Source organism: Devosia sp. CAU 1758, from assembly GCF_054482695.1.
Genome location: NZ_JBTLRJ010000004.1, coordinates 388859 through 412904 on the forward strand (window position 1 = coordinate 388859; position 24046 = coordinate 412904).

A 24046-nucleotide genomic window follows, 5' to 3' on the forward strand; every position below is an offset into this window, starting at 1 on the left:
TCTCATGCTTTCCACCCATTGGCGCATCGTTGCGCTGTTCTTCGTTCATGCCCTGGCCATCGGTGCCGTCCAGACCCGTATCCCCGACCTGCAGGTGCTCAACAAACTGTCCGAAGCGCAGCTCGGCCTGGTGTTGATGGGGCAGCCGCTGGGCGGGCTGCCCATGTTTCTGGTCTCGAGCGCCATCATCGAACGCGTGGGGCCGCGCAAGGTCATCCTGTGGTTCCTGCCGGTGGTCATTGCTACTTCGGCTCTGGCCGGGATCCTGCTGCATCCATTGGCACTGTTCGCCATGCTGGCGCTCAACGGGGTCGGCTTCGCGCTCACCAATATCGCAATCAATGTCGAGGCCGACCGCATCGAGGCCGCCAGTGGCGGGCGGATCATGAACAGCTGCCACGGCATCTGGAGCCTGGGGTTTTTAGCCACTGCCCTGATCGGAGCGGCTATGCGCGGGTTGAACATACCGCCCGCCTGGCATCTGGGCCTGCTTGCCCCGCTGCTGATTGCCCTATTGATGGCGATTGTCCTTCCCATGTCGGTCACGGCGCCGCGGGCCCATACGGCCGCAGTCGTCCGCCGGTTCGCCCTGCCTACCCTGGCCACGTTGGGCCTGGTGGCGTTCGGCCTGGGCGCCGGTCTCACCGAAGGGGCGGCGCGTGCCTGGTCCATTATCTATCTGCGCGACACATTCGATGTAGCGCCCTGGGTGCAGTCGCTGGCCCTCCCAGCCTTGGTCGCTGCCATGGCCGTGGGACGGCTCAGGGCCGACCAGGTGCTGGACAGGTTCGGCCCGGTGAGGGTGGCGCGCATCCTGGCCGCCATCGCGATAACGGGTCTGCTGCTGATCGCAGTGGCGCCCTATGCGTGGATCGGGCTGTTTGCTTTCGTCCTGGTCGGTGTCGGCATCTGCGTCCTCTACCCGCTGATGCTTTCGGCTGCGGCGCGTCAGGGGGATCGTCCTGCCTCGCAGAACGTGGCGGCCGCTACCCTGGTTTTCCAGTTGGTCAATCTGGGCGCCCCCGTATTGATCGGTGCCGTGGCGGAGGGCTTTGGCGTGCGCATGGCTTTCGCCATGCTTATCCCGCTGCTGGTGCTGACCTTTGTCATGGCCGGGCAGTTGTGCCCTAGAGGTTGAACACCCGTCGCGCCTGGAACTGGCCGAATTGCACCGAGCCGGTGGCCAGCACCTTGCCCTTGAAGCTGACCCAGCATTCATCCATCGAGACGGGCGCCCCGGCCCCGGTCAGCAAGACGGCATTGCCATGGCTGACCGCATTGGCCTGACCGGCATCGAGTCGGATTTCGGGCACCCCGGCCAGCCCGGCCGAGACCGGCTTGAGCAATCCGTCGCGCATTTCACCCGCCTCTGCGGCCTCGAACTGTTCCAGCGTAACGGCATCCGCATCGGTGAAGGGGCCCACGGCCGCGCGATGCAGCCGCGTCACATGCCCCACGGTCCCGAGCGCGACCGCAATGTCCCGCGCCAGCGAGCGCACATAGGTGCCCTTGCCGCAGGTGACTTCCAACACACTCTCATCGGCGCCATGCTCGATCAGTCCGATACCGTCGATATCCACCGGTCGTTCGGCCAGTTCCACCGTCTCGCCGGCGCGCGCCAGATCATAGGCCCGTTCGCCATCCACCTTGATGGCGGAAAAGGCCGGTGGACGCTGCAGAATGGTGCCGGTAAAGCGCGGCAGCACGGCTTCGAGCGCCGCGCGCTCCGGCCGCACCTCGGAGGTGGCGACGACCTCGCCCTCGGTGTCGTCGGTATTGGTCGCGCGGCCCCAGCCAATGGCGAAGCGATAGACCTTGATGCCGTCCTGCACCTGCGGCACGGCCTTGGTGGCCTCGCCCACGGCAATGGGCAAAATGCCCGTCGCCAGCGGGTCAAGCGTTCCGGCATGGCCCGCCTTGGCGGCCGAGAGCAGCCAGCGCACCTTGCCCACCGCCTGGGTGGAGGTGAAATCAAATGGCTTGTTGAGCACGACCCATCCGGAGATGGCGCGCTTCTTGGATCGGGGCTGGCTCAAAATCAGTCTTCGCTGGTTTCGTCGGAATCGGCGTCGAGGTCGCGCTTGACCTTGTCGGAGCGCAGCAGCGCATCAATGCGGCCCGCCTCCTCGAAAGTGTCGTCCACGAAGAAGCGCACTTCCGGGGCATATTTGAGGTTGATTAGCGGTGCAACGCGGCCGCGGATGAATTTGCGGTGGCGGTTGAGCGCCTCCACGATCTCATCGGCATGGCTGCCGCCCAGCGGCATCACATAGGCATTGGCGATCTTGAGGTCGGGCGTCATGCGCACTTCGGGCACGGTGACCACCGCGCCGGCAAGAGCCTCGTCCTCGATGTCACCGCGGGCAAACATGGCCGCCAGGGCATGGCGCACCAGTTCCCCGACGCGCAGCATGCGCTGGCTCGGGCCAGCGGGCTTGTTGTCTTTTTTCATGGGCATGCGGATTAGGCCCTCCCGGGTCTGCCGTCAATCCGCTGTCGTGAGGCTTACCTCGGTCTGCAAGCGGGCCAAATGGCTCTCGACCACATCCGCATCTACAGGCCAGCTGGCCGGGTCGGCCGCGTCGAACGCCTCGCCGCGCCATTCCTGGTACACCATGCCCAGCCCAACATCGGATTTGTAGAAGCCCATCACCATCACCTCGCCCTGGCCGGCGAAGTCGGCAAAGCTGTCGAGATAGGCGCCGCAGACATAGCCCATCGGGGGCAGCACATCGCCACTATCCGGCTCGAGCTGGAACAGCGCCACCGCCTCGGGCTGGCAGGATCGAGCATAGACATTGATCACCACCGAGCGGAAGTCGGACAATGACATGCCCGCTTGGTTGGAAACCCGCGCGCCATAAAGCCTGGTCCAGAAAGCCTCGCCTTCGCCCCGCGGATAGATTTCGAGATGCGCCTGCCCGCTCTCCTCGAGAAACCGGGTTGAAACCTCACTGGAAAGCACGTCGAGGTCGCTGCCCGCGCTCACCCAGTCCGGCGGCGGCAGGATCAGCTTCTGGCCCATGGTTTCCAGCACCAGCGCACCATCCTGGCTGGTGAAGGGCAGGGCCGCTGTTTCCTGCGCCATGGAAGGGCACGTCGCCAGGATTAGGGCGGCCATCGGGGCCAGCGCGCGGTTCATCAAGGCCACGGGGTTCTCCTGACACCCGAAAACAAAAATCAGTGTCGCTGGCGCAAGCCCCTCAGCCGCGTCGACAGGGTGACGATTAGGGGGCAAGCCGGAGGCGTGCAAGGGCCGCGGGCTGCGTATTGTCAAAACACCGCCCGGTTGCGGGTTTGCTGCAACACTCAAAGCCCTGGTCTATCCCCGAGCGGAGCGCGGCAGCGGGTTTTCCGGCAGCAGCCGGTGCGGCGGCTGGTGGCCATCCATGAAAGCGCGGATATTGACGATAACCGCTTCGCCCATCTCGACCCTGGCTTCCATGGTTGCCGAAGCCATATGTGCCGTCAGCACGACATCATTGGTTTCTGCCAGCGCCAGCAGGCGCGGATTGATACCATTGCGGTTCTCGAACACGTCGAGGGCGGCGCCCGCCAGGTGCCCGCTTTCCAGCCGCTCGATCAGCGCCATCTCGTCGATCAGTTCGGGCCGGCTGACATTGATCACATAGGAACCCGGCTTCATCGCATCGAGCCGCGCTGCCGAAAGGATATGGTGGGTTTCGCGGGTCAGCGGCGTGTGCAGCGAGACAATGTCCACGGCCGCCAGCATGGCGTCCAGATCATGCCAATACTGGGCCTCAAGCGGCGTCTCCACCGCTGGTGGCCGCCGATTGCGCGAATAATAGTGGATATTGAGGCCAAAGGCGCGGGCCCGTTGCGCCACGGCGGTGCCAATCCGGCCCATGCCGACAACGCCCAGCGCCTTGCCGCGCAACCGGTGGCCCAGCATCGAGGTGGGCGACCAGCCGGCCCAGGCCCGGTCGCGCAGCAGCATCTGCGTGCCTTCCACCAGCCGGCGCGGCAGTGCCAGCATCAGGGCGGTGGCCATGTCCGCCGTATCTTCGGTCAGCACCGAGGGCGTATTGGTCACGGTCAGCCCGGCCGCCCAGGCGGCATCGAGATCAATATTGTCCACCCCATTGCCGAACTGGGCGATCAGCCGCACGCTGGGCGGCAGGCGGGTGATCAAGTCGGCATCGATGCGGTCGGTGATGGTGGACACCAGCACATCCTTGCCGATGAGCCCAGCCAGGATGTCGTCGCTGGTTAGCGCCAGGTCGGCATCGTTGACATCGGTTTCGAACAGAGTTGCCATGCGTGCTTCAATGCTCGCCGGCAGGCGCCTGGTCACCAGGATCTTGGGTTTGTGCGATGTCATGCGTACCATTGAAGGGCCGATGGAACCGGCGAACCTGCCGCCTTCAGCGACCATTAAGGATATTTTGCTAGTGATAGGGCAAATCCAACCCGTCTGCAAAGTGATGTTGTTTGTGCCAGCCTTCACCGGCCGCCTTCGCGCCTTTCTCCTGATCCTTCTGGCTCTTTGCGCCAGTCCTGCTGCTATGCTCCCGGCCCTCGCGCAGGACAATCCCAGCGGCCTGCCTTTGCCCCGCTTCGTCACCACGCGCTCCCATCCCATCAATGTGCGCGTGGGTCCGGGCACGCGCTACGAAATCGCCTGGAACTACACGGTTTCCGGCGTGCCGGTGGAGATCATTCAGGAATTCGATACCTGGCGGAAGATTCGCGATGTCGATGGCGACGAGGGCTGGGTGCACCAGAGCCTGCTCTCGGGCAATCGCGCCGGGTTCGCTACCCCGCTGATGGCCAATGGCGAGGTCATCATGTATGCCGACAGGTCCACCGATGCGGCCGCGCGGGCGCGCCTCTCGGCGGGCCTGCGCGTCAGCATCAGCGAATGCGACGGCAATTGGTGCAATGTCCTGGCCAGGCAGAACGGCACGAGCCAGACCTGGTCCGGCTACATATCCCAGGAACAGCTCTGGGGCGTTTATCCCGGCGAAGTGTTCGACTAATCTCCTGCAGCCAACTCGGCCAGGATATTGCTGCGCTCCCGCTCGCGCCGCACTGTGTCATCGCGCCTCGGGCAGGACGCGCAATAGCGCTCGGGAAAAGCCAGGTAATCGAGGCAACATCCCTTGCGGGCCATGATCGCCACCTGACGCCCATCCCCAAGGTCCAGCACCTCCAGCTCGCCCTGTCCGTTCAGGCCCATCGCCTCCAGCCATAACCCGCAATAGCGGTGCTGGTCGGCGATGCTGATATCGGACCGAAAATGTCTCAGGCGCACCATGAGCCCCAGCATGCGGTCGGCCAGCAGGCGCAGTGCCGTCAGCCTTTTGAGCCGGGTGACGCCGTTGATCTCGCCCAGCAAAGCATCGCCCATGACCCGCAGGTCGCGCCCGGCGGTTGCGATCAGGCTCTCCACATCGCCCTGCATCTGCGGACCGGCGCGCAGCCTGTAACCATCGACATCCAGGTTCTGGCGCGATTGCGACAGCGTATGTATGGCTGGTAGGGCGCCATGCACATGCACCGCTATCACGGCCAGATAGGCCGGCTGCCAGGTCAGGTTCGTCCACAACCGTACCGCGTAGAAGGGCTGCCCCGCCTGCGGATAAGCCGCTGCGAGCCGCCCATAAAGCGTTTTTAGGAATTCCCGATTATCTTGGCCGGGCGTATGCCAGCCCGGCAAATGATCGCCCGGCGCGCCCTTGAGAAATCCCGTGGCCGCAGCCGCATTGGCGATGAACCGCGTCAGCGCGGCATCGTCCTCGTTCTGGGCGAACAGATAGTTTCTCACTTTCAAGGCAGCTCTCTCGCTTTCGGGTCTCTCCTATCTGCTTCACTCGCGCCAGAAAAGACGTCTCCCGGCTTGGGGTTTGTGCGTAGCCCTGCCCGCAATACCACCAATGCCCCGCTTTACCAGCCAAAGGATCGACCGGGCGCAAGCTGCAACAGACCAGATCATTCGCCCGGAGGCTCGAATGCGAGGGCTGCGCGACCGCTTCTTTACGCATCAGGGTGGCACCGCCGTCATTGAATTTGCGATTCTGACCCCGGTCTATTTGCTGATGCTCACCGGCATGCTGGCCTATGGCATCTATTTCGGCGCCGCCCACGCGCTTCAGCAATTGGCGGCCGACGCGGCGCGCACCGCCATAGCGGGGCTGGACCAGGCGGAGCGCAACCTCCTGGTCGAAGATTTTCTCTCCCGCAACGGCGCGGCCTATATGCTTATCGATCCGGCGCGTCTGGTTCACGCCATCGGCGACAGCCCCTCAGACCCCAACCAATATGTGGTCAGCCTCAGCTATGACGCGACGCTCCTGCCGATCTGGAATCTCTATCCACCGCTCCCCCTGCCCAGTTCGACCATCGCCTATGGCGCCACCATCAGGCGAGGCGGCATATGAATTGGCCGGAATTTCGCCGCGATGAGCGCGGCAATATGGCGGTGTTGTTCGCCTTCGGCTTCGCGGTGTCGGCCGTGGTCTCGGCCGTGGCGGTAGATGCGGCCGCACTTTATCACGAGCGCCGGCTGATGCAGGCCGGAGTCGACCTGGCTTCTATTTCGGCGGCGGCCGATCCCTCCCGCGCCGTCGAGATCGCCCAGTCCGTGCTGGCCGGAGCGCGGCTCCTTGCCCCGGCCAGCACGGACGGGCTGACTGTGATCACTGGCCATTACGACAAGACCGCCCCCGATATCGCCAGCCGCTTCGCACCCCATGCCCTGCCGCTCAATGCCGTGGCGGTGACCCTGGAACGTCCCGGCACCCTGCACTTTGCCGCCGGCTTCGCCCCGGTGCCCGCCATCAGCGCCACCGGCGTGGCCGCCGTCACTCCCGAAGTTTCGTTTTCTGTTGGCTCGCGCCTTGCCAGTCTCCATGGCGGCCTCGCCAATGCGGTGCTCTCCGATCTTCTGGGCACCAGTGTTTCGCTCTCGGTGGCCGATTATGCCGCGCTGGCCGACGCCCGCGTCAATGCCCTGACTTTTCTCGATGTCCTGGCCCTGCAGATGGGCACCGCCGCCGGCACCTATGACGAGTTGCTGGCGATGGAGGCCGATGCCGGTGTGTTGGCCGCGACACTGGCGGAACTCTCTAGCGGACCGCTGCGCACAGCCTTGCAGTCTGTCGTCATGGGGGGCGCCGGCCATTCCGTGCCGCTGGCGGGCCTGGTCTCGCTGGGCCGGCTGGGTGGCATGCGGCTGGGCAGTGGCGGTGCGGCCCCCATTTCCCTCTCCATGCTCGAAATTCTCACGGCTGCCGCGGCCCTCTCCGATGGTGACCGCCAGGTCTCACTCAATCTGGGGGCCGGGGTTCCGGGCCTCCTCAGCCTCAGGCTCGATCTATCCGTGGGCGAGCCACCCCAGGGGGGCGGCTGGTTCGCCATTGGCCCCATCGATACCGTGCTGCACACCGCCCAGATCCGGCTGCGCCTCCGCGCCGAAATGCTGGGTGGGCCCGTGCTTCTTGGGGCGGCGGTCAAACTGCCTCTCTGGCTCGACCTCGCCCATGCCGAAGCCCGTGTCATCGCTGCAACCTGCCCCTCGCCCGCAACGCCCAATGGCAGCGCCAGCATCGCCGTCCGGCCCGGATTGGCGCGATTCGCGCTGGGCGAACTGAGTGACGCCGCTCTCTATAATTTCGGCGCCACACCAACGCCCGGTCCGGCGCAGTTGATCAATGGGCTGCTGCTCAAGGTCACCGGCTCCGCCTTTGTCGAAATCGCCCAGGCAACGCCAATTGCGCTCAGTTTTTCCTCCGCCGATATCGGCGCCGGTATGCTCAAGACCGCCTCCACCCAGACCCTGGTCTCCTCGCTCACCGGCTCGCTGCTGGGCGAACTGGACCTGTCGGTCAACGTGCTGGGCCTGGGACTGGCCTCGCCTTCCGTCGTCGCCCAGGCAGTGCGAAACCTTCTGGCGCCGCTGGCGCCCACGCTCGACCTGGCCGTGGCGGGCATCCTCTCGGCCCTGGGGCTCGGCGTGGGAGAGGCCGATATCCGCGTCTATGGGGTGCGCTGCGACCATGCGGTGCTGGTGGGATGATGCCTGCGGGCGACACATCCAAGAAAGTCAAAGAAATAGCCGACTTTCCCCTTCCGACTCCCCTCCGCGCCTTATAGTCTGATGCACGTACATCTGGGAGGAGTGCGCATATGAGCGCCAAGCGCCTCGGTATCGGCTTTATCGGTACTGGCAATATTTCGTCGGCTTATCTCAAGGCCATTCTGGGCAAGGACGGCATGCCGGGCTTCGGCGTGCTCGACGTCAAGGCTCTGGCCGACATGCGTAGCGAGGCCGCCAGCGCGCGCGCTGCCGAGTTCGGACTCAAGTCCATGAGCGTCGAAGCCATGCTGGCCGATCCGGAAATCGATCTCATCGTCAATCTCACCATTCCGCGTGCGCATGTGGATGTCGGTTTGCAGTGCCTTGCCGCCGGCAAGCATGTCTATTCCGAAAAGCCGCTCGGCATCACCTATGCCGAAGGCCGCAGGCTGCTCGACGCGGCCAATGCTGCGGGCCTGCGCATTGGCTCGGCGCCCGATACGTTCCTGGGTGGTTCGCACCAGCAGGCGCGCGCCATCGTCGATAGCGGCGCCTTGGGACAACTCATTGGCGGCACCGCCTTCATGCAATGCCCCGGCCACGAAAGCTGGCACCCCGATCCGGCCTTCTATTACGACATCGGCGGTGGCCCTATGCTCGATATGGGCCCCTATTACATCACCGACCTGGTCAACCTGCTGGGCCCGGTGGCCCGTGTCTCGGCCATGTCCTCGCGCCTGCGGACCGAACGCACCATCACCTCCGAGCCCAAAAAGGGCCAGACCATGCCGGTCAGCATCGATACCCATGTCACCGGCTCGCTCGGCTTTGCCAATGGCGCCATCGTCCAGATCGGCATGAGCTTCGATGTCGCAGCCCACAAGCATGTGCCGCTCGAACTCTATGGCACCGAGCAGAGCCTGATCGTCCCCGATCCCAATTTCTTCGGTGGCAATGTGGAACTGCGCAAGCGTGGCCGTGACGAGCAATGGGCGGAGGTTCCGGTTACCCAGGCCTTTGCGGATGGCAATTATCGCTCGCTCGGCGTCGCCGATATGGCGGCCGGCATTCTCGATAACCGTCCGCACCGCGCCAATGGCGATCTGGCCCTGCATGTCCTCGAAGTCATGGAAGCCTTCGAGACCGCCGCCCGTGACGGCCGCACTGTGGACATCAAGACTCCGGTCACCCGCCCCGCGCCGCTGGCGGAAAGTTTGAAGGACGGGGCGCTGGGTTAGCCCCCACGCATGCCAGGACACTGGGACGTCCTCGGGCTTGTCCCGAGGACCAGTTCCAACGCGCGCTTTGCTGTCGGTAGGATTGCTCTGCGCGCGAATGGCTTTGACATCGGCTTGCCGATAGTGGCCCTCGGGTCGAGCCCGAGGGCGGCATCGAGTCGGTCAAACCGACCTACCAGTACCAGCCCAGCGCCTCTGCACTGTCCTTGTTGAAATGCAGCGTCACCAGCGCGTCATTGCCGGGGTCGGTCACCCCATCGATATAATGGCGCTGCAGCAGGGTCACGGTTTCCGCGCTCTTGTCCTGGTGCTGGTAGAGGTAATCGAAGCAGCCATCGTCATCGTCGGTGGTGACCATGCTGTAGATTTCCGCCTTCAGCGCCGCCAGAGCCCGGCCTTCGATGGCTGAGCCGCTTTCGCGCTCAAAGGCGCGCACCGTCGGCACCCAGTCGATGCCCATCTCGCAGATATAGCGATCCTCCTTGAACACCGCCTCGTCGACAAAGGAGATGTCGGTCTCCTCGCTCCAGGGATTGGAAATCTCATAGGTGGCGCCATTGGCATTGACCGACAGGTAGATATCGGACCAGGCGCAATTGCCCTCCTGCTCGCGATAGCACCAGCGCTCCGAGCCCATCATCAGCACGGCCACCTCGCTGATCGCCATCAGCTTGCCCGACTTCATCTTGTCGATGGCCGCCTGGCTCTGGGCGTCCTGGGCCAGGCCGGGCAGGGCGCTGCCCAGTATCAAAATCAGCAGCAGAGCGAGACGGTGCATGGTGATCCTCCCCAGATGCCACGCCCCAATCTACCCCAGCATGGGCGGGGAAGGAACGGCCCTCTTGACGGCACGACGAATATGTAACAATAAAAGTTACATGAAACGTTCAAGCCGCCTCTCCATTGCCCTGCATGCCCTGGTGCATCTGCACGCCCAGCCGGCAAAATCGCTCACTTCGGCCAATCTGGCCACCTGCCTGATGACCAATGCCGTCGTGGTCCGTCGCATCCTGGGCGAATTGCGCGAGGCCGGCATTGTCGATGCCACCAAGGGCCCCAATGGCGGCTGGACCCTCAGCCGCCCCGTCGAGGAGGTCACCCTCTACGACGTCTATACGGCCATGGGCGAGCGCCTGCTGGTCCGTACCGAAAGCGATCCGGGCGACGTCACCTGCGCCATCGTGCGCTCGGTCGACCGGGTTATGCACGACTTCCTCGATGATGCCGAAGCATTGCTGGCCGCCAGGCTCCAGCGGGTCCGGCTCAGCGATATAGCCGAAAACGCAATTGGCGCGGGTTTTCCACGCCTCGACTGAACAGAAACACCGGCCAGGCCTTCTACCAGCGCCACCTTGGCGCCGGCTACTGGCGCTCGCCCTCACCAAGGAGAAAAACATGCAGGATGTCATCATTATCGGCGGCAGCTTTGCCGGCCTCACCGCTGCCATGCAACTCGGCCGCGCCCGCCGTAAAGTCACCGTGCTCGACACCGGCCTCAACCGCAATCGCTATGCCAGCCACGCGCATAACATCTTCGCCCAGGACGGCATTCCACCCGCCGACCTGCTGCGCGTTGCTCGTGCGCAGGTCGCTGCCTATCCAACTGTCAAACTGGTCAATGCTCGCGCCGAAACCGTAACCGGCGAACCCGACGCCTTCGCCGTCACCACCGCCGAGGGCGAGACAATAGAGGGCCGGCGCCTGATCCTCAGCTATGGCATTGTCGATGAATTTCCAGCCATACCCGGCTTTGCCGAGAGCTGGGGGAACACGGTCATCCATTGCCCCTTCTGCCATGGCTATGAAGTGGCCGGAAAACCCTGGGGCCTGCTTTATTCCTCGCCCATGTCGCTGCACGCCCCGGCGCTCTATGCCAACTGGACCGACGACATCACGTTGATCCTTGATGGCCACGAGATCATCGACGAAGAGCGGCACAAGCTCGACAAGCGTGGCGTCCGCATCATGGACGGCAAGCTGGCGTCCATCCAGCACGACAAGGGGATCATCCGCTCCGTCACGCTTGAAGGCGGCAGCGAGATTGCCCTTGCGGCGCTCTATGCCCATCCGCGCAACCGGCCCTCGGCGAGCCTGCACGACCAACTAGGCCTCGACATGAAGGAAACGCCCACCGGCTCCATGGTGGCAACGAGCGACATGCAGGCCACCTCCCGCCCGGGCATTTTCGCAGCCGGCGATCTCACCACCGCCATGCATTCGATTACCTTCGCCAATTATGCCGGCTCCATGGCGGCCATGGGTGCATTGCAATCGATGTTGGCGTGATGACGCGGTCGAATTCAACTCTGTCTTAACCAGACAAACAGTCGTGATCACCGGCTTTGCCCATCCGCGACGAACAGTAGCAAATCGGTAGGAGGTGTTGGTTCAGTGTGGCCCGATGTAAGTGGAGGACTGGCCATGTTGAAGCGGCTATTGATCGTTTTTTTCCTCTGTTCTTTTTCTTCTGTCGCGCTGAGCCAGGATTGGGTTGTCACGCGCTTGCGAGGCGAAGCAGAACAGTATGATGGGCGCGCCTGGCATCGCCTCGCTATTGGCGATGTCATCAACCAATCACATCACGTCCGAACCCTTCACCATGCCCGTATGGAATTGGTGCGTGGCAACGAGGTTATAAATCTCGCACCGGCGACGTTTCTGGCGATCCACGAAGCCCAGGGACGCAAGATGACCACGGTGGAGCACCACCTCGGTAGTGTTTCCATCTCTGCGGACAAACGCAACGTCGAACACTTCGCGGTGCACACGCCCGTCCTCGCGGCCGTGGTCAAGGGGACGCAATTCACTGTCACAATCACGCCGAGTGGTGCTGCCGTGAAAGTCGATAGCGGTGCCGTGCAGGTGGAGGACACACAGAATAACATCGTCGCAGATGTGCTGCCCGGTCAGTCCGCTGCCACTGGAACCGGTGATGTTCTGCGTGTTTCCGGGCCGGGGTCCGAGAAAACGGTCTATGTGGTCAATGGCACGCCAGTGGTCGGACCTCCAGGGATACAGGCCAAAGCGCCGACATCGGACACCAATGCGAGCGCGTCCTCCAGCGCGTCTTCCGGCGCCTCGCAAAAACAGAGTGCGGTTTCGCCTGCCCCGCCGCCCGTCAGCGGCGGAAGTGGCAGCGGTGGCGGCTGGGGCGGCGGCGGCAGGGATTACGACGACGACGATGACGACGACTATGACGATGACGATGACGATGATGACGATGATGACGACGACGATGATGATGACGACGACGACGACGATGACGATGATGACGACGACGATGATGACGACGACTAAGTGAGGTCAGTCAGTGCCCGACCACGAGTTGGGCACTGACTGCTTTTACTTTCCTGAAGTCAGCGGATTCCGGGTCTAATTGAGGAAGCGGAAACTCTTCGCTTCTCCAGCTCACAAATTATCGCAACCAGCCCTGCGGGCGCGGCTGCAGCTCCATCTGCCCGCCCTTGGTGGCCTCGTCGATGGCGGCACTCTCTTCCGCGCTCAGGTCGAGATTGTTGAGCACGCCCAGATTGTCCTTGAGCTGATCGAGCGTGCGCACCCCCACCAGCGCCGAGGTCACTTCCTTTCGGCGCAACACCCAGCTCAGCGCCAATTGCACCATGGTTTGACCGCGCGCTTTGGCGATCTCGCCCACCTTGTCGACCGCCTCGAGGACGCGCGGTTCGATATGGCTGGCCCGCAGCGTCCCATTGGGATTGTCGCCCCGCGATCCCTCCGTTGCGCCCTTGTTGTACTTGCCCGAGAGCACGCCCTGCGCCAGCGGCGAAAAGGCGATGACGCCGATGCCGAGTTCGCCACAGGCATCGATAGTCTTGTCGTTCTCGATCCAGCGATTGATCATCGAATAGCTCGGCTGGTGAATAGTGGTCGCCACCCCCATCTCCTTCAGGATGCGGTGCGCCTCGCGGGTCTGCTGCTCGGGATAGGACGAGATGCCCACATAAAGCGCCTTGCCCGATTTCACCGCATGGGCCAGGGCGCCCATGGTCTCCTCCAGCGGCGTATCCGGATCGAAGCGGTGCGAATAGAAGATATCGACATAGTCGAGCCCCATGCGTTTGAGGCTCTGGTCGAGGCTCGCCAGCACATATTTGCGGCTCCCCCACTCGCCATAGGGGCCCGGCCACATATTGTACCCCGCCTTCGTCGAGATGATCATCTCGTCGCGATAGGGCCGGAAATCGCGCGCCATCACCGTGCCGAACAACTCCTCCGAAGACCCTGCCGGCGGTCCGTAATTATTGGCCAGGTCGAAATGGGTAATTCCTTGGTCGAACGCATAGCCCAGGATTTCCATAGCGCTCGGATAATCCCGTGTGCCCCCGAAATTCTGCCACAGTCCCAGGCTGACCACCGGCAGTTTCAGGCCTGAATTGCCCGAGCGGCGATATTGCATGGTGTCATAGCGTGCGTTGTCCGCCCGGTAGGTCATGGTCGTGCTCCAATGTTATGGCTGCGGCCGCCCGTGACGCCGGGCTCGGCCGATGGTATGAGCGTCATAATGACCGCGCCCAGCTCAAGATCCATGCCCATCCTGCCCCAGCCTCATCATCCATACAAGGTGATGGCGCTCTATAAATTTGCTGCTCTGCCGGATGCCGAGGCCCTCAAACCGCCGCTGGCCGAATTCTGCTGCGGCAGGGGCATCAGGGGAACGCTGATCCTCGCGCCCGAGGGCATCAATGGCACTGTCGCGGGCAGCCCGAAGGCCATCGATGATCTGGCCGATTTCCTCTTCGCCGACGGCCCCTTCGGCACCCGCCTCGCCGGCGCCGAGGTCAAATATTCCTTTGCCGACACCGCGCCGTTTCTCCGCATGAAGGTGCGGGTGAAACCCGAAATCGTCACACTGCGCGCGCGCCAGGTCGACCCCAATCGTCAGGTCGGCACCTATGTCGAACCCGAGGACTGGAACGCGCTGATCGAGCGCAATGACGTGGTGTTGGTCGATACCCGCAACGACTATGAAGTGGGCCTCGGCACCTTCCAGCGGGCGCTTGATCCGCACACCCAGAGTTTTGTCGAGTTCAAGGACTATGTCGAAACGCATCTCGACCCAGCCCGCGACAAGAAAGTCGCCATGTTCTGCACCGGCGGCATCCGCTGCGAAAAGGCCTCCTCATACCTCTTGAGCCAAGGCTTCGAGGAGGTGTTTCATCTCAAGGGCGGCATCCTCAAATACCTCGAGGTCGTGCCGCCCGAGGAAAGCCGCTTTGCCGGCGAGTGTTTCGTCTTCGACGAGCGCGTCTCGGTCAGTCATGGGCTCGAACTGGGCAGCGCCACCCTCTGCCGCGCCTGCCGTCACCCGCTCACCGAGACCGACCGATCGCATGCCGACTACCACGAGGGCATCTCCTGCCCGTATTGCAAGGGCGACAGAGCCAGGCACGAAGCCGCAGCCGAACGTCAGCGCCAGATGGATCTGGCCCGGAAACGTGGCCTCTCCCACATGGGCGACGCCGCCAGCGTGGATGCCGAACAGCGGCGAGAGGCCAAGAAGGCCATGGCGGAGAAGTCGAGGCTGGCGAACAAGGGCTGAGCTACGCCACTCGACGTATAGACATCGCAAATGGGTCACGCGATAGATCGTGCGTAAACGCGTCTCGCATAAGCATTTCCTATGGACCTTGACCAGCTTCGCACTTTTGATCGCATCGTCCGCGACCAGTCCTTCACCCGGGCAGCGGCCTATCTCAACATCACTCAGGCCACGGCCTCCATGCGCATCCGTGCGCTGGAAAATCTTCTGGGCGTGCAGCTTTTCCTGCGCGGGCGCACCGTCACCCTTACCGATCAGGGCATGACCTTCCTGCCCTTTGCCCGCCGTATCATCGGTACGGCGCAGGAGGGGCGCGAGGCGCTGCGCCGGGTCGAGCGCGGGCGGGTCTCCATCGGCTCGCTGCGCACCTTGGTCTCCCCGCTCATCACCGAAAGCCTCATCCGCTTCCAGCAGAAATATCCTGCTGTCGATGTGGTGGTGCGCGAGGGGCGGCAGGCACAGATCGCCGCCATGCTGCATGAACGTGAAGTCGAGATGGGCATTTTGTGCTGGCCCAATATCGATCCGCTGGTGGTCGATCTCGAACCGCTGGTGATTATGCGCGAGCGCGTGCCGCTGGTAGTCTCGCCCGAGGTGGCCGCAAAGCTATCGCGCGAACCCACCATTGACGAGGTGCTGGCGCTGGTGCCTCGGGTGATTGCCCTAAGGTGGTGGCAGGCCGATCCGGAGCGCGCCGCAGCCCTGGTGCGCCTCGCCCAGACCAGTGTCGAACTGCCCACCGGCCCGGCCCGACGCCTCGCGATGAAGGGTGAGGGCCTTGGCTTTTTCGTCAATTCGGCCATCGAGGAAGACGTTCAGGCCGGTCGCCTGGTCGAGATCGCCCCGGTCGAGTTCGAGCCGCTGCATCGGGATACCGCCATGGTCGTGCGCAATCGCGCGGTGCTCGAGCGCCCCATGCTGGCCGATTTCATCCGTGAGATCGCCCAGGAATGTGCCCGTGTCGGCGACATCATCGATGATCGGCTGCATCTTTATCCCGCAAGCAATCCGGCGGCGCGCACCGCCTCAAGATAGACTCGAGGCACAAGAGCGCCGATTTTTTCACTCCAGCACGGGCTTGTCACCCTGGCGCAGGCCGCGCCGTGCTGCCTCAAGCACCACGCAATGCAAGCGGTGTGCCTGCAACCGGCGATAAGCGCGGTCTCGCGAATGGCGTCCGAAAGGTGCACCCATACCAGGCTGGTCGCGCCGGAACTGCGCTGATCAATGTTGCCGCGTCGGCGAGGCTGATCCGGACTGTTCAGGGTGCAGAAGCAGCCGCGATAGCCTGCTCCAGCAAGGCCAACAGCGACTGATCATCGGCCAGTTCGGGAGCATAGCGGCGGACGGAATAAAGGCCGAGAAGCGTCATATAGAGACCCGTTGCCAGCGTCGTCGCCGCTTCATTGTCATGGCCGAGTTGGACCAGCAGCCTCGCCAGATATGCGGTGCGCTGCTGATCCACCTTCAGCACGCGAGGCGCGACGTCGGCATCCTCTGCGGCCCAGGAGCGCAGGGCCGCTTCCGTGCGGGCGACGTCCAGGCCCTGCTCTGATGGCTCGAGGGCCAAGCGGATCAGTGTCCGCAACTTTTCCGCCGGTACTCCCGAGGATTCGAGTGCGTTGATCACATCAACCGTGCCTTGGGCCTCCCACATGTCGAGCATGGCGCCAAGCAAGGCCGCCCGATCCGCGAAATGCCAATAGAACGATCCCTTGGAGGTCTCTAGTTGGCGCGACAGCGGCTCCACCCGTACCGCCTCGATGCCGCCATTCGCCAGCGCCGCAAAGCCCGCCAATATCCAATCATTTGGGGCCAAAGACTTTCTGGTCACTCGAGCCTCCTGGTGCGTCAGGTCGCCACAGCCATACGTCACCGTATGGACTTAGCGCAAGCGCGGCAGTAGAACATACGGCACCGTATGGTGGAGATCTGACATGCCTAATACAGCCCGAAACAGCCTGTCCTATTGGTTCATTGCCGCTGCATTTGCCAATCTGGCGACGGCCGCCATACATGTTTTTGCGGGGACGCCCGAGATCATGGACCCGGTGCTGGCGGCAGACCTGCCAATCGCTGTCCAAGCAGTAGTCGATGTTCTCTGGCACCACATCACCGGAATGCTGGTGATGGCCGCATTCGCTTGCCTGTGGGCTGCCCGCCAAGCCGCGTGGCGCGTCCCGGTCTTTGCATTGGTTGGCGGCCAATATGGGCTGATCTCCATCCTTTTCCTCGGTCTTGGCTTCCATTGGTTCGCCAGCCCCTGGCCCATGCCGCAATGGATTCTTTTCACCGTCATGACAGCCATGATGGGGCTGGGCGCGCGCCGCCGCTAAGGCTTGCCCCTTCCAAAGCCCCCTAGCCATTGCCGATGAGAATGCCCGCCGCAAACACCAGCGAGCCGCCCAGAACCACCTGCATTACCGCCCGCCAGAACGGGGTTTGCATATAGCGGTTCTGGATAAAGGCGATGGCCCAGAGTTCGATCAGCACCACGGCCACGGCCACGGCGGTAGCCGTGAAGAAGTCGGCGATCAGATAGGGCAGGGCATGCCCCAGCCCGCCCACCGCAGTCATGATTCCGGCGGCAAAGCCGCGTTTGATCGGCGATCCACGCCCGGTCAGCTTGCCATCGTCCGAGGCCGCTTCGGTAAAGCCCATGGAAATGCCCGCGCCAACGGCGGCGGCGAGGCCAACGAGAAAAGTCTGGTGCGTATCGCCCGTCGCAAAGGCGGCGGCGAAGACCGGAGCCAGCGTCGACACCGAGCCGTCCATCAGCCCGGCCAGCCCCGGCTGCACATAGGTCAGGAGGAACTGGCGGTGCTGCTCCTGCGCTTCGCTGATCCGCCCCGCATCGCCCAGCACCTCGTCGTCGATCTGGTCGGCGCGTTTGGCATGCCCCTTTTCGGCGGCGGCAAGGTCGCCCAGCAATTTGCGAATGCCCGCATCGCTCACCTGCTTGGCGGCTTCCAGATAGAAGCGGTAAGCCCCTTCCTCCATTTCCCACACTTGCTGGCGGGCCTGCTCCAGCGTCAGCGTCTTTTGCAGCCATACTGGCTTGCGGCTAAGGAACCCGCGCACATGCTCGCGCCTTATCGGCACCAACCGCATGCCGAAACGTTGGACATAGATGTCGAGCAGGCGCCGGCGATGCTCGTCCTCCTCGGCGGCCATGCCCTCGAACAAGGCGGCACTGCCTGGATAGGTCTCCCCCAGCCGCGTGGCATATTCTGAATAGATGCGCCCATCCTCTTCCTCGGCCGCCACAGCCAGCGACAGAATTTCGCGCTCGGACAGCGAGGCAAAGTCACGGCGATGGTCAGGCCAGAGACGGAACATGGCACCCTCAGACATTAGAATGGACCAAATAACTTAGAATCATTCTAATCTAATGACAACGGCGTTTGCGTCTGCGACAATCTGGAACCGGGCTGCCATGCCAGCAGGCTTGAGCCCGGAGCCGGGCCGGGCTATCGAGTCTGTCGTGAACATGTCCATGCGCAAGAACTGGCCCATTATGGCCCGGGAGACCGGCATCGCCCTGGCGCTGCTGGCTATCTATGTGCTGACCCTGCTCATGCCGCTGCATCAGGCCGCCGCCCAGCAGCGCGATTTCAATACGCTGGGCTTTTCCACCTTGGAGAGCTGGTCGGTCTGCCAGCCATTGGCGCAGGACGAGGATGGCGCGCCCATCGAAGCGTCTGCCCTCAAATGCCCGGCCACCGCTACCGCCAAGCATCAGCTTGCCGCCCTGTTACCGACAGTCCTCGATATTGCGCCGCGATCGGCCTCCGAGGTCATCCGCTTTGCCGAGGTGTTCCATCTGTTCACGCGCATACGTCCCGACCATGTCGGGCAATCGCGCGCGCCTCCCGTCACGGTCTAGTTCCCACCGGAACCGGGTGGTCCGCCACCCACAAGACCCATATTGACTGGAGATCATCAGATGATCCGTACGCTTGCTACTGCAGCCCTTGCCGCCACCGCACTCCTTGCCGCTTCTGTTCCGGCTCACGCCCATGCCACCTTCCTGGTGCAGGAAGCCAGGATCGGCGCTAGTTACAAGGCCGCGCTTCGCGTGCCCCACGGTTGCGGCGCCGAAGCCTCCCACACAGTCCGGGTGCAGATCCCCGAGGGCTTCTTTGCCGTCAAGCCAATGCCGAAACCCGGCTGGAACCTCGAACTCATCACCGGTGCCTATGAGAACAGCTATTTCAATCACGGCACCGAAGTGACTGAGGGGGTCAAGGAAATCGTCTGGTCAGGCGGCAATCTGCCCAACGAATTCTATGACGAATTCGTCTTTACCGGCACATTCGCCGATACGTTGGAAGAAGGCCCGTTCCACTTCCCGTCCATCCAGGAATGCGCCAATGGCGAAGAAGCCTGGATCGATACCAGCGACGCCAAGGGCCCCAATAATCCGGCGCCGAGCGTCTTTCTGACAATGGGAGGCGTGGATGAGCATGCCCATCACGGCGCCATGTCCGCCCCCGCCCCCGTCACATTGGGCGATATCGCCATCACTGGCCCATTCACCCGTGCCACCCTGCCCAATGCGCCGGTTGCCGGGGGCTTCCTGACCCTCACCAACAATGGAATCGAGGATGACCGGCTCATTGCCGTCATCACGCCCATCGCTAGGGAAGGCCAGATCCACGAAATGGCCATAGAGAACGATGTGATGAAGATGCGCCAGCTTGCCGATGGTCTCGTCATTCCGGCCGGCGAAACGGTCACCCTCGCCCCCGGCGGTTATCACCTGATGTTCATGGGGCTCAATGCCCCTATCGCCGAGGGCGACGCCGTGCCCGTGGCCCTCGCTTTCGAAAAGGCCGGCACCATCACCATTGACCTGATCGCCGCCGGCTCGGCCGCCGATGCATCGGCTGAAGGTCATTCCGGCCATATGGGGCATTGAGGATCATGGCGCTCTCCCATCTGCGTCTGGTGCTCTGGGTGGCGGTAGCCTTGGCCGCCATCACCGCCACCGGCCTTTACGTCTATACTACCATGACCCGCAGTACGCAGGTCGCGGGGCTGGGGCAGGGCGACTACACCCTGGCCACATCCGATGGCGAGGTCTTCACCCATGCCAGCCTTGTGGGCAGTCCCTCCATGGTCTTTTTCGGCTTCACCCATTGCCCGGAAGTCTGCCCCACCTCGCTAGCCGAAATGGCCAGCTGGTACGAAGCGCTGGGCGATGAGGCCGCCGGCCTCAAGGCCTTCTTCGTCACCGTCGATCCCGAGCGCGACACTGCCGCAATCATCGCGGACTATGTCGATTGGACTGGCCATGTAACCGGCGTCACCGGTACACCCGACGAGATCGACAAGGCGATCAAATCCTGGGCGGTCTATGCCGAAAAAGTGCCGCTCGAAGGTGGCGACTACACCATGGACCACACCGCCTCGGTGTTCCTCGTCAATACCGCGGCGAATTTGAAGGCACTATTGCCTATCGCGAGAACAGCGATACGGCGCTGGCCAAGCTCGGGCGGCTGCTCGCCCTATAGTATGTGCGCCTGCGCCTCGAACTGCATCGCAACCGCGAAGCTGTCGCCGATTTCGACCGGCGGCGGCGTCCTGCGCTGGGCCTTGAGCGGATGAACCCGGCGGTAAACAGCGGGCCACTCAAGCCCCCATGAACCGCTCCATGCGGAACGGGTTGATATCGATGGCCATGGCTTCCCCGGTCATGGCCTGTGCCAGCAACTCGCCGGTTGCCGGGCCAAGCGTGAAGCCATGATGTGCGTGGCCGATGCCCACATAAAGCCCGTCATGCTTCGGCGCCTTGCCGATGATCGGCATCATGTCGGGCGTGCAGGGGCGGGCGCCCTTCCAGGGCTGCGGGTCCAATCGCTGGCCCAGCGGGAACAGCTCGCGGGCGGCCTTTTCGGCCTTGCCCAGTTGGATCGGCGTCGGCGCCGCGTCGCGCTCGGCAAATTCGGCCCCGGTGGTGATGCGGATGCCGCGTGCCATCGGCGCCATGGCATAGCCCACTTCCGGGTCGAGCAGAAGGTGGTTGAGGTTCGCGCCTTCCTCGGTGCCGTAATGCATGTGATAACCGCGCTTGACGAAAAGCGGCAGCCTGTAGCCGAGCTTGTCGAGTACATCAGGCGCCCATGGCCCTAGCGCGATCACCGCCTGTTTTGCCGTATGGCGCTGTCCGTCCACATCGGCGCTCCAGTCCTTGCTATCCTGCACCAGCCCCTTGGCGGCGCCGCGCACAAATGTGCCGCCTAGTCTGGTGTAGAGGTCGAAATAGGCGGTCACCAGCGCTCCGGGGTCCTTGACCGTCCATGGGTCGGTCCAGTGGATGGCGCCGCTGAGTCCGCCGAGCAGGCTCGGTTCGACCGCCTTGAGCGCCTGCCAGTCCAGCACTTCATAGCCGATGCCGAACTGGTCATGGTCGCCCCGCGCCTTGCGGGCCTCCTTCTCCAGCTTTTCCGGGCTGCGAAAGGCCAGGTGCCAGCCATAACGCGAGATCAGCTTTTCCGCGTCCGCGCCGGAGGCCTCGATCAGGTCCGAATGGGTGATGATCGAGCGCCCGATCAGCGGCGCATAGCTTTCCACCACCTTGCGATAATGCTCGGGCGAACTCTCCCACCAATAGCGCAGCAGCGGCGGCGCCAGTCGCGGCAGAGCGAGCGGTTCATAGCGTGCGGCCGTCGAGAGATGCAGGCCCACCTGCAAAAGCGTTTGCAGGTCGCGCGGAAAGGGATGCGGCCGCACCCCTTCGCGCTGGATGATCCCGGCATTGCCGAAGCTGGTTTCGTGGCCTGGCGCGCTCCTGTCCACCAGGGTCACGCTGCGGCCCCGGCGCATTAGATGAATGCCGGTGGCGATGCCGACAATCCCGGCGCCCAGAATAATCACGTCGTCCATCGCGGCCCCCATTCGCAGTGCTGGTCTGACTGGTTGCCAGCCTATCAAACCATTGATGCAAGAAAGCGTCCATCTGCTGGGCATGCAGCACAGCTATTCGTATGAAATTTCTGATTTTAAGCGCGTTGCGCAAAAATATTGCAAAAATGGCGGCGATCGATCATTAGCCTGCGGCATTGCCCATATTCTGATGAACATAACCCTCGGCGCTGGCCGGAACCTCGTCTGCCAGCCAGTCCCGGAATAGTTTCAGCTTCTTGGGCTCCCGCCTGCCCTTGGCGGTGGCAAGGAAATAGCCCCGCTTCCCGGTAACCGGCAGATCGAACGGACGCACCAGCCGCCCGTCGCTCACCGCGTCAGCCGTCATCATGTCCGCTGCCAGCAGCACCCCCTGGCCCGAAATCGCCGCGTCGAAGGCCAGCGAGGCATCGGAATAGACCGGGCCTGAGAGCGGCATGGCCGGATCGAGCCCTGCGCGCCCAAGCCAGAGCGGCCAGTCCAGCATGCTGGTTTGGTCGGCAATCACCGGCACACTGCGCAGATCGTCCAGCTGCTGCAACCGCCCGAGTAATTGCGCCGAGCACACCGGCTGATAATCCTGGCCGCCGATCAGGCTGGTCTCGACGCCCGGCCAGGTCCCGTCGCCATAGCGGATGCCGCAATCGATATCGGGTCGGCCAAGGTCGAGCATGGCGCCGGTCACTGTCAGCCGCACCTCCAGCCCGGGATGCAGGGCCGAGAATTTGTGCACCCGCCAGATCAGCCAGCGCGAGGCAAACACGCTCCCCACCGTCACGTTCAGCACGCCCTCATGCGCCCCGGTGAGACTGGCGAGGCCATCCTGCAATTGCGTGAACCCGGCGGAAAGCTGCGGCAGGATCTGCGCCAGCGCCGGCAGCGGCTTCAGGCCCTGTGGCGTGCGCGCAAACAATTCCATGCCCAGCCGGTCTTCGGCCCGTCGCAGATGCTGGCTCACCGCGCCCACCGTCACGCCCAGTTCCTCCGCCGCCGGGGCCAGCGCCCCGCGCCGCGCCACGATTTCGATGGCCCGCAGCGCATTGAGGGGTATGGGAAAGGCCTTGCTCATATAGTTTTTCTATAACAGACGCGAGACCTTGTCCATTGTCCGGGTAGAGGAGCGGGCGCACTATGCCGCTATAGCAACCAATCCTGATCCCTTGGAGAACAGAAAATGTTTATCCTGGCCCGCCTTCTGGCGCGGCTCGGACGCCTCTTCGCGCCTGAGCGTCTCACGCCCAACCCCAACTGCATGAGCCTGCACGACTGGGCTGACCTGCCGCCCCATCACCCGCATTGTCAGGATTGCTGATCATTCGCAGATCTGCGCGGTGCAGCTTTGCCCATGGCAGCCGAGGTCGAGGTGAATGTGATCCTCGTGCTCCGCATTGGCCTCGGGCCCGAGCACGGTGGTAAAATGCCCGCAGGCCGCGCCATGCGCGTGCCGCAGCATCCGCCCCTCGGGCGCAGAAGCCGGCAGCCAGTCGGCCTCGACATTGATCGCCTCGCCATTTTCGAGGCTGAACCCGACCACATCGACGCCATTGGCAAAGCCGTGTTCGGAAACCAAGCCGTAATCGGCGCTATAGCGGTTGCGGCACATATACGACGTGCCGGTGGTCACCGCCGCCACCCGGCTGTCCAGCGCCGCGCCTGCATAGCGGTCAACCGCGCCCACCCATGCGGCCAGCGCCCCGGCCATCTGGCAATTGGTCGTCACCGGGCTCGAGAGCGGCACGCGTCGCCCATTGGCCATCACTGCCGTCACCGAGAGCGGCGACCGTTCCCCGCATAGGCCCTCCTCGATCGGCTCCAGCATTTCCCCCACGATCAGCCCACTCAAGAGCGCCGGGCAGGCAGTCTGGTAAATGCGTGCCGGCTCGGGATGCGAGACGGGAGCCTCGTCTCGCGCAGGCGTGACGGAATCCGGTTCGATCGCCTCATCCTCAACCACCTCCGGCACGTCCTCTTCAGGTCGCGGCCGCGGCAGGGGTGTCGTCCCCCCGCTCGCCTCTGGCTCCTCCACCACCCCGACCTCATGGGGGCGCTGCTCAATCGGCGTCGGCGTCATCGCCTCAACCGGCTCGCGCTCCGGCGCGGCGCGCGGCGCCTGCCGCTCGGGCAGCATCTCCTCGACGAACTCTTCAAAACTCTGGAAAAAGTCCTGCGCCACGGCGGGGCCGGGAACGAGCAGCAGGGAAAAAACGGCGGGGATGAGGATGCGCATGCGCCCCCAACGTCCCAAAGGCCCCCGGCGTTGCCCAAAACGCGGGGTTAACCCCCGCTAAACCATCTTTCTTGGGC

27 protein-coding genes are annotated in these 24046 nt (G+C 63.5%); 15 read left to right on the plus strand and 12 right to left on the minus strand.

Features of this window, described 5'->3' with window-relative positions; all coding sequences use genetic code 11:
* The first annotated feature begins 4 nt into the window (after window positions 1–4).
* Window positions 5–1138: an MFS transporter gene (locus ACXYMS_RS15375; protein WP_458907692.1), complete on the plus strand. Its 1134-nt coding sequence runs from the start codon at window positions 5–7 to the stop codon at window positions 1136–1138.
* On the opposite strand, the gene truB is transcribed toward ACXYMS_RS15375, so the two are convergent.
* The 4 genes from truB to ACXYMS_RS15395 form a co-directional block, all read right to left on the minus strand.
* The gene (truB, locus tag ACXYMS_RS15380; RefSeq protein ID WP_458907813.1) at window positions 1128–2039 is read right to left on the minus strand and encodes a tRNA pseudouridine(55) synthase TruB; all 912 of its coding nucleotides are present in this window, start codon (window positions 2037–2039) and stop codon (window positions 1128–1130) included. The genes ACXYMS_RS15375 and truB overlap by 11 nt on opposite strands.
* Window positions 2039–2452 (minus strand): 30S ribosome-binding factor RbfA, encoded by a 414-nt coding sequence (gene rbfA, locus ACXYMS_RS15385; RefSeq protein ID WP_458907814.1) that lies wholly within the window; start codon window positions 2450–2452, stop codon window positions 2039–2041. Before rbfA ends, truB begins: the two co-directional genes overlap by 1 nt.
* A gap of 33 nt (window positions 2453–2485) precedes the next feature.
* Complete coding sequence (locus tag ACXYMS_RS15390; protein ID WP_458907693.1) at window positions 2486–3151, minus strand: hypothetical protein; 666 nt, start codon at window positions 3149–3151, stop codon at window positions 2486–2488.
* A gap of 171 nt (window positions 3152–3322) precedes the next feature.
* Window positions 3323–4342 carry a 2-hydroxyacid dehydrogenase gene (locus ACXYMS_RS15395; protein WP_458907694.1) on the minus strand — a complete coding sequence of 340 codons (1020 nt, stop codon included), beginning with the start codon at window positions 4340–4342 and terminating at the stop codon, window positions 3323–3325.
* Window positions 4343–4454: 112 nt separating this feature from the next.
* On the opposite strand from ACXYMS_RS15395, the gene ACXYMS_RS15400 reads away from it, so the two are divergent.
* Window positions 4455–5000, plus strand: a complete 546-nt coding sequence (locus ACXYMS_RS15400; protein ID WP_458907695.1) for an SH3 domain-containing protein — start codon at window positions 4455–4457, stop codon at window positions 4998–5000.
* On the opposite strand, the gene ACXYMS_RS15405 is transcribed toward ACXYMS_RS15400, so the two are convergent.
* Complete coding sequence (locus ACXYMS_RS15405; protein WP_458907815.1) at window positions 4997–5788, minus strand: siderophore ferric iron reductase; 792 nt, start codon at window positions 5786–5788, stop codon at window positions 4997–4999. The genes ACXYMS_RS15400 and ACXYMS_RS15405 overlap by 4 nt on opposite strands.
* A 184-nt stretch (window positions 5789–5972) precedes the next feature.
* On the opposite strand from ACXYMS_RS15405, the gene ACXYMS_RS15410 reads away from it, so the two are divergent.
* The 3 genes from ACXYMS_RS15410 to ACXYMS_RS15420 all read left to right on the plus strand — a co-directional run bounded on the left by ACXYMS_RS15410 (window position 5973) and on the right by ACXYMS_RS15420 (window position 9276).
* Window positions 5973–6401, plus strand: coding sequence for a TadE/TadG family type IV pilus assembly protein (locus ACXYMS_RS15410; protein WP_458907696.1), 429 nt, complete (start codon window positions 5973–5975; stop codon window positions 6399–6401).
* Entirely contained in the window at window positions 6398–8038 is a 1641-nt protein-coding gene (locus tag ACXYMS_RS15415; RefSeq protein WP_458907697.1) for a TadG family pilus assembly protein, read from the plus strand. The genes ACXYMS_RS15410 and ACXYMS_RS15415 overlap by 4 nt, the downstream gene beginning before the upstream one ends.
* 110 nt (window positions 8039–8148) lie before the next feature.
* Entirely contained in the window at window positions 8149–9276 is a 1128-nt protein-coding gene (locus tag ACXYMS_RS15420) for a Gfo/Idh/MocA family protein (protein WP_458907698.1), read from the plus strand.
* 172 nt (window positions 9277–9448) lie between these two features.
* Here the strand turns inward: ACXYMS_RS15420 and ACXYMS_RS15425 are convergent, their stop codons facing one another.
* The gene (locus tag ACXYMS_RS15425; protein WP_458907699.1) at window positions 9449–10054 is read right to left on the minus strand and encodes a hypothetical protein; all 606 of its coding nucleotides are present in this window, start codon (window positions 10052–10054) and stop codon (window positions 9449–9451) included.
* 100 nt (window positions 10055–10154) lie between these two features.
* On the opposite strand from ACXYMS_RS15425, the gene ACXYMS_RS15430 reads away from it, so the two are divergent.
* The 3 genes from ACXYMS_RS15430 (at window position 10155) to ACXYMS_RS15440 (ending at window position 12573) form a co-directional block, all read left to right on the plus strand.
* Complete coding sequence (locus tag ACXYMS_RS15430) at window positions 10155–10592, plus strand: RrF2 family transcriptional regulator (protein ID WP_458907700.1); 438 nt, start codon at window positions 10155–10157, stop codon at window positions 10590–10592.
* Between the two features lie 79 nt (window positions 10593–10671).
* Complete coding sequence (locus ACXYMS_RS15435) at window positions 10672–11562, plus strand: NAD(P)/FAD-dependent oxidoreductase (RefSeq protein ID WP_458907701.1); 891 nt, start codon at window positions 10672–10674, stop codon at window positions 11560–11562.
* Window positions 11563–11697: 135 nt separating this feature from the next.
* Window positions 11698–12573: a FecR domain-containing protein gene (locus tag ACXYMS_RS15440; RefSeq protein ID WP_458907702.1), complete on the plus strand. Its 876-nt coding sequence runs from the start codon at window positions 11698–11700 to the stop codon at window positions 12571–12573.
* A gap of 118 nt (window positions 12574–12691) precedes the next feature.
* Here ACXYMS_RS15440 and ACXYMS_RS15445 read toward each other — a convergent pair whose 3' ends face one another.
* Complete coding sequence (locus ACXYMS_RS15445; RefSeq protein ID WP_458907703.1) at window positions 12692–13729, minus strand: aldo/keto reductase; 1038 nt, start codon at window positions 13727–13729, stop codon at window positions 12692–12694.
* A 69-nt stretch (window positions 13730–13798) separates the two neighbouring features.
* Here ACXYMS_RS15445 and trhO point away from each other — a divergent pair, with 69 nt between their 5' ends.
* Entirely contained in the window at window positions 13799–14836 is a 1038-nt protein-coding gene (trhO, locus tag ACXYMS_RS15450; RefSeq protein WP_458907704.1) for an oxygen-dependent tRNA uridine(34) hydroxylase TrhO, read from the plus strand.
* 81 nt (window positions 14837–14917) lie between these two features.
* The gene (locus ACXYMS_RS15455; RefSeq protein ID WP_458907705.1) at window positions 14918–15871 is read left to right on the plus strand and encodes a LysR family transcriptional regulator; all 954 of its coding nucleotides are present in this window, start codon (window positions 14918–14920) and stop codon (window positions 15869–15871) included.
* A 226-nt stretch (window positions 15872–16097) separates the two neighbouring features.
* Here ACXYMS_RS15455 and ACXYMS_RS15460 read toward each other — a convergent pair whose 3' ends face one another.
* A complete protein-coding gene (locus ACXYMS_RS15460; RefSeq protein WP_458907706.1) occupies window positions 16098–16670 on the minus strand; it encodes a TetR/AcrR family transcriptional regulator in 573 nt (190 codons plus the stop codon).
* A gap of 103 nt (window positions 16671–16773) precedes the next feature.
* Between ACXYMS_RS15460 and ACXYMS_RS15465 the strand changes: the two genes are divergently transcribed.
* Entirely contained in the window at window positions 16774–17172 is a 399-nt protein-coding gene (locus tag ACXYMS_RS15465; protein ID WP_458907707.1) for a hypothetical protein, read from the plus strand.
* A gap of 22 nt (window positions 17173–17194) precedes the next feature.
* On the opposite strand, the gene mbfA is transcribed toward ACXYMS_RS15465, so the two are convergent.
* Entirely contained in the window at window positions 17195–18175 is a 981-nt protein-coding gene (gene mbfA / locus ACXYMS_RS15470; protein WP_458907708.1) for an iron exporter MbfA, read from the minus strand.
* Between the two features lie 97 nt (window positions 18176–18272).
* Between mbfA and ACXYMS_RS15475 the strand changes: the two genes are divergently transcribed.
* Genes ACXYMS_RS15475 through ACXYMS_RS15485 form a run of 3 tightly spaced genes read left to right on the plus strand, consistent with a single transcriptional unit; the run spans window position 18273 to window position 20446 of the window.
* Window positions 18273–18722: a hypothetical protein gene (locus ACXYMS_RS15475; RefSeq protein ID WP_458907709.1), complete on the plus strand. Its 450-nt coding sequence runs from the start codon at window positions 18273–18275 to the stop codon at window positions 18720–18722.
* Between the two features lie 60 nt (window positions 18723–18782).
* Window positions 18783–19757 carry a copper chaperone PCu(A)C gene (locus ACXYMS_RS15480; protein WP_458907710.1) on the plus strand — a complete coding sequence of 325 codons (975 nt, stop codon included), beginning with the start codon at window positions 18783–18785 and terminating at the stop codon, window positions 19755–19757.
* A gap of 5 nt (window positions 19758–19762) precedes the next feature.
* A complete protein-coding gene (locus tag ACXYMS_RS15485) occupies window positions 19763–20446 on the plus strand; it encodes an SCO family protein (RefSeq protein ID WP_458907711.1) in 684 nt (227 codons plus the stop codon).
* A gap of 24 nt (window positions 20447–20470) precedes the next feature.
* On the opposite strand, the gene ACXYMS_RS15490 is transcribed toward ACXYMS_RS15485, so the two are convergent.
* Together ACXYMS_RS15490 and ACXYMS_RS15495 are read right to left on the minus strand one after the other, a co-directional pair.
* Window positions 20471–21724, minus strand: a complete 1254-nt coding sequence (locus tag ACXYMS_RS15490; RefSeq protein ID WP_458907712.1) for an NAD(P)/FAD-dependent oxidoreductase — start codon at window positions 21722–21724, stop codon at window positions 20471–20473.
* A gap of 163 nt (window positions 21725–21887) precedes the next feature.
* Entirely contained in the window at window positions 21888–22811 is a 924-nt protein-coding gene (locus ACXYMS_RS15495) for a LysR substrate-binding domain-containing protein (protein ID WP_458907713.1), read from the minus strand.
* Window positions 22812–22916: 105 nt separating this feature from the next.
* On the opposite strand from ACXYMS_RS15495, the gene ACXYMS_RS15500 reads away from it, so the two are divergent.
* Window positions 22917–23054 (plus strand): hypothetical protein, encoded by a 138-nt coding sequence (locus ACXYMS_RS15500; RefSeq protein WP_458907714.1) that lies wholly within the window; start codon window positions 22917–22919, stop codon window positions 23052–23054.
* Here ACXYMS_RS15500 and ACXYMS_RS15505 read toward each other — a convergent pair whose 3' ends face one another.
* Complete coding sequence (locus tag ACXYMS_RS15505; protein ID WP_458907715.1) at window positions 23055–23969, minus strand: extensin family protein; 915 nt, start codon at window positions 23967–23969, stop codon at window positions 23055–23057. It lies immediately after the preceding gene.
* Between the last annotated feature and the right edge of the window lie 77 nt (window positions 23970–24046).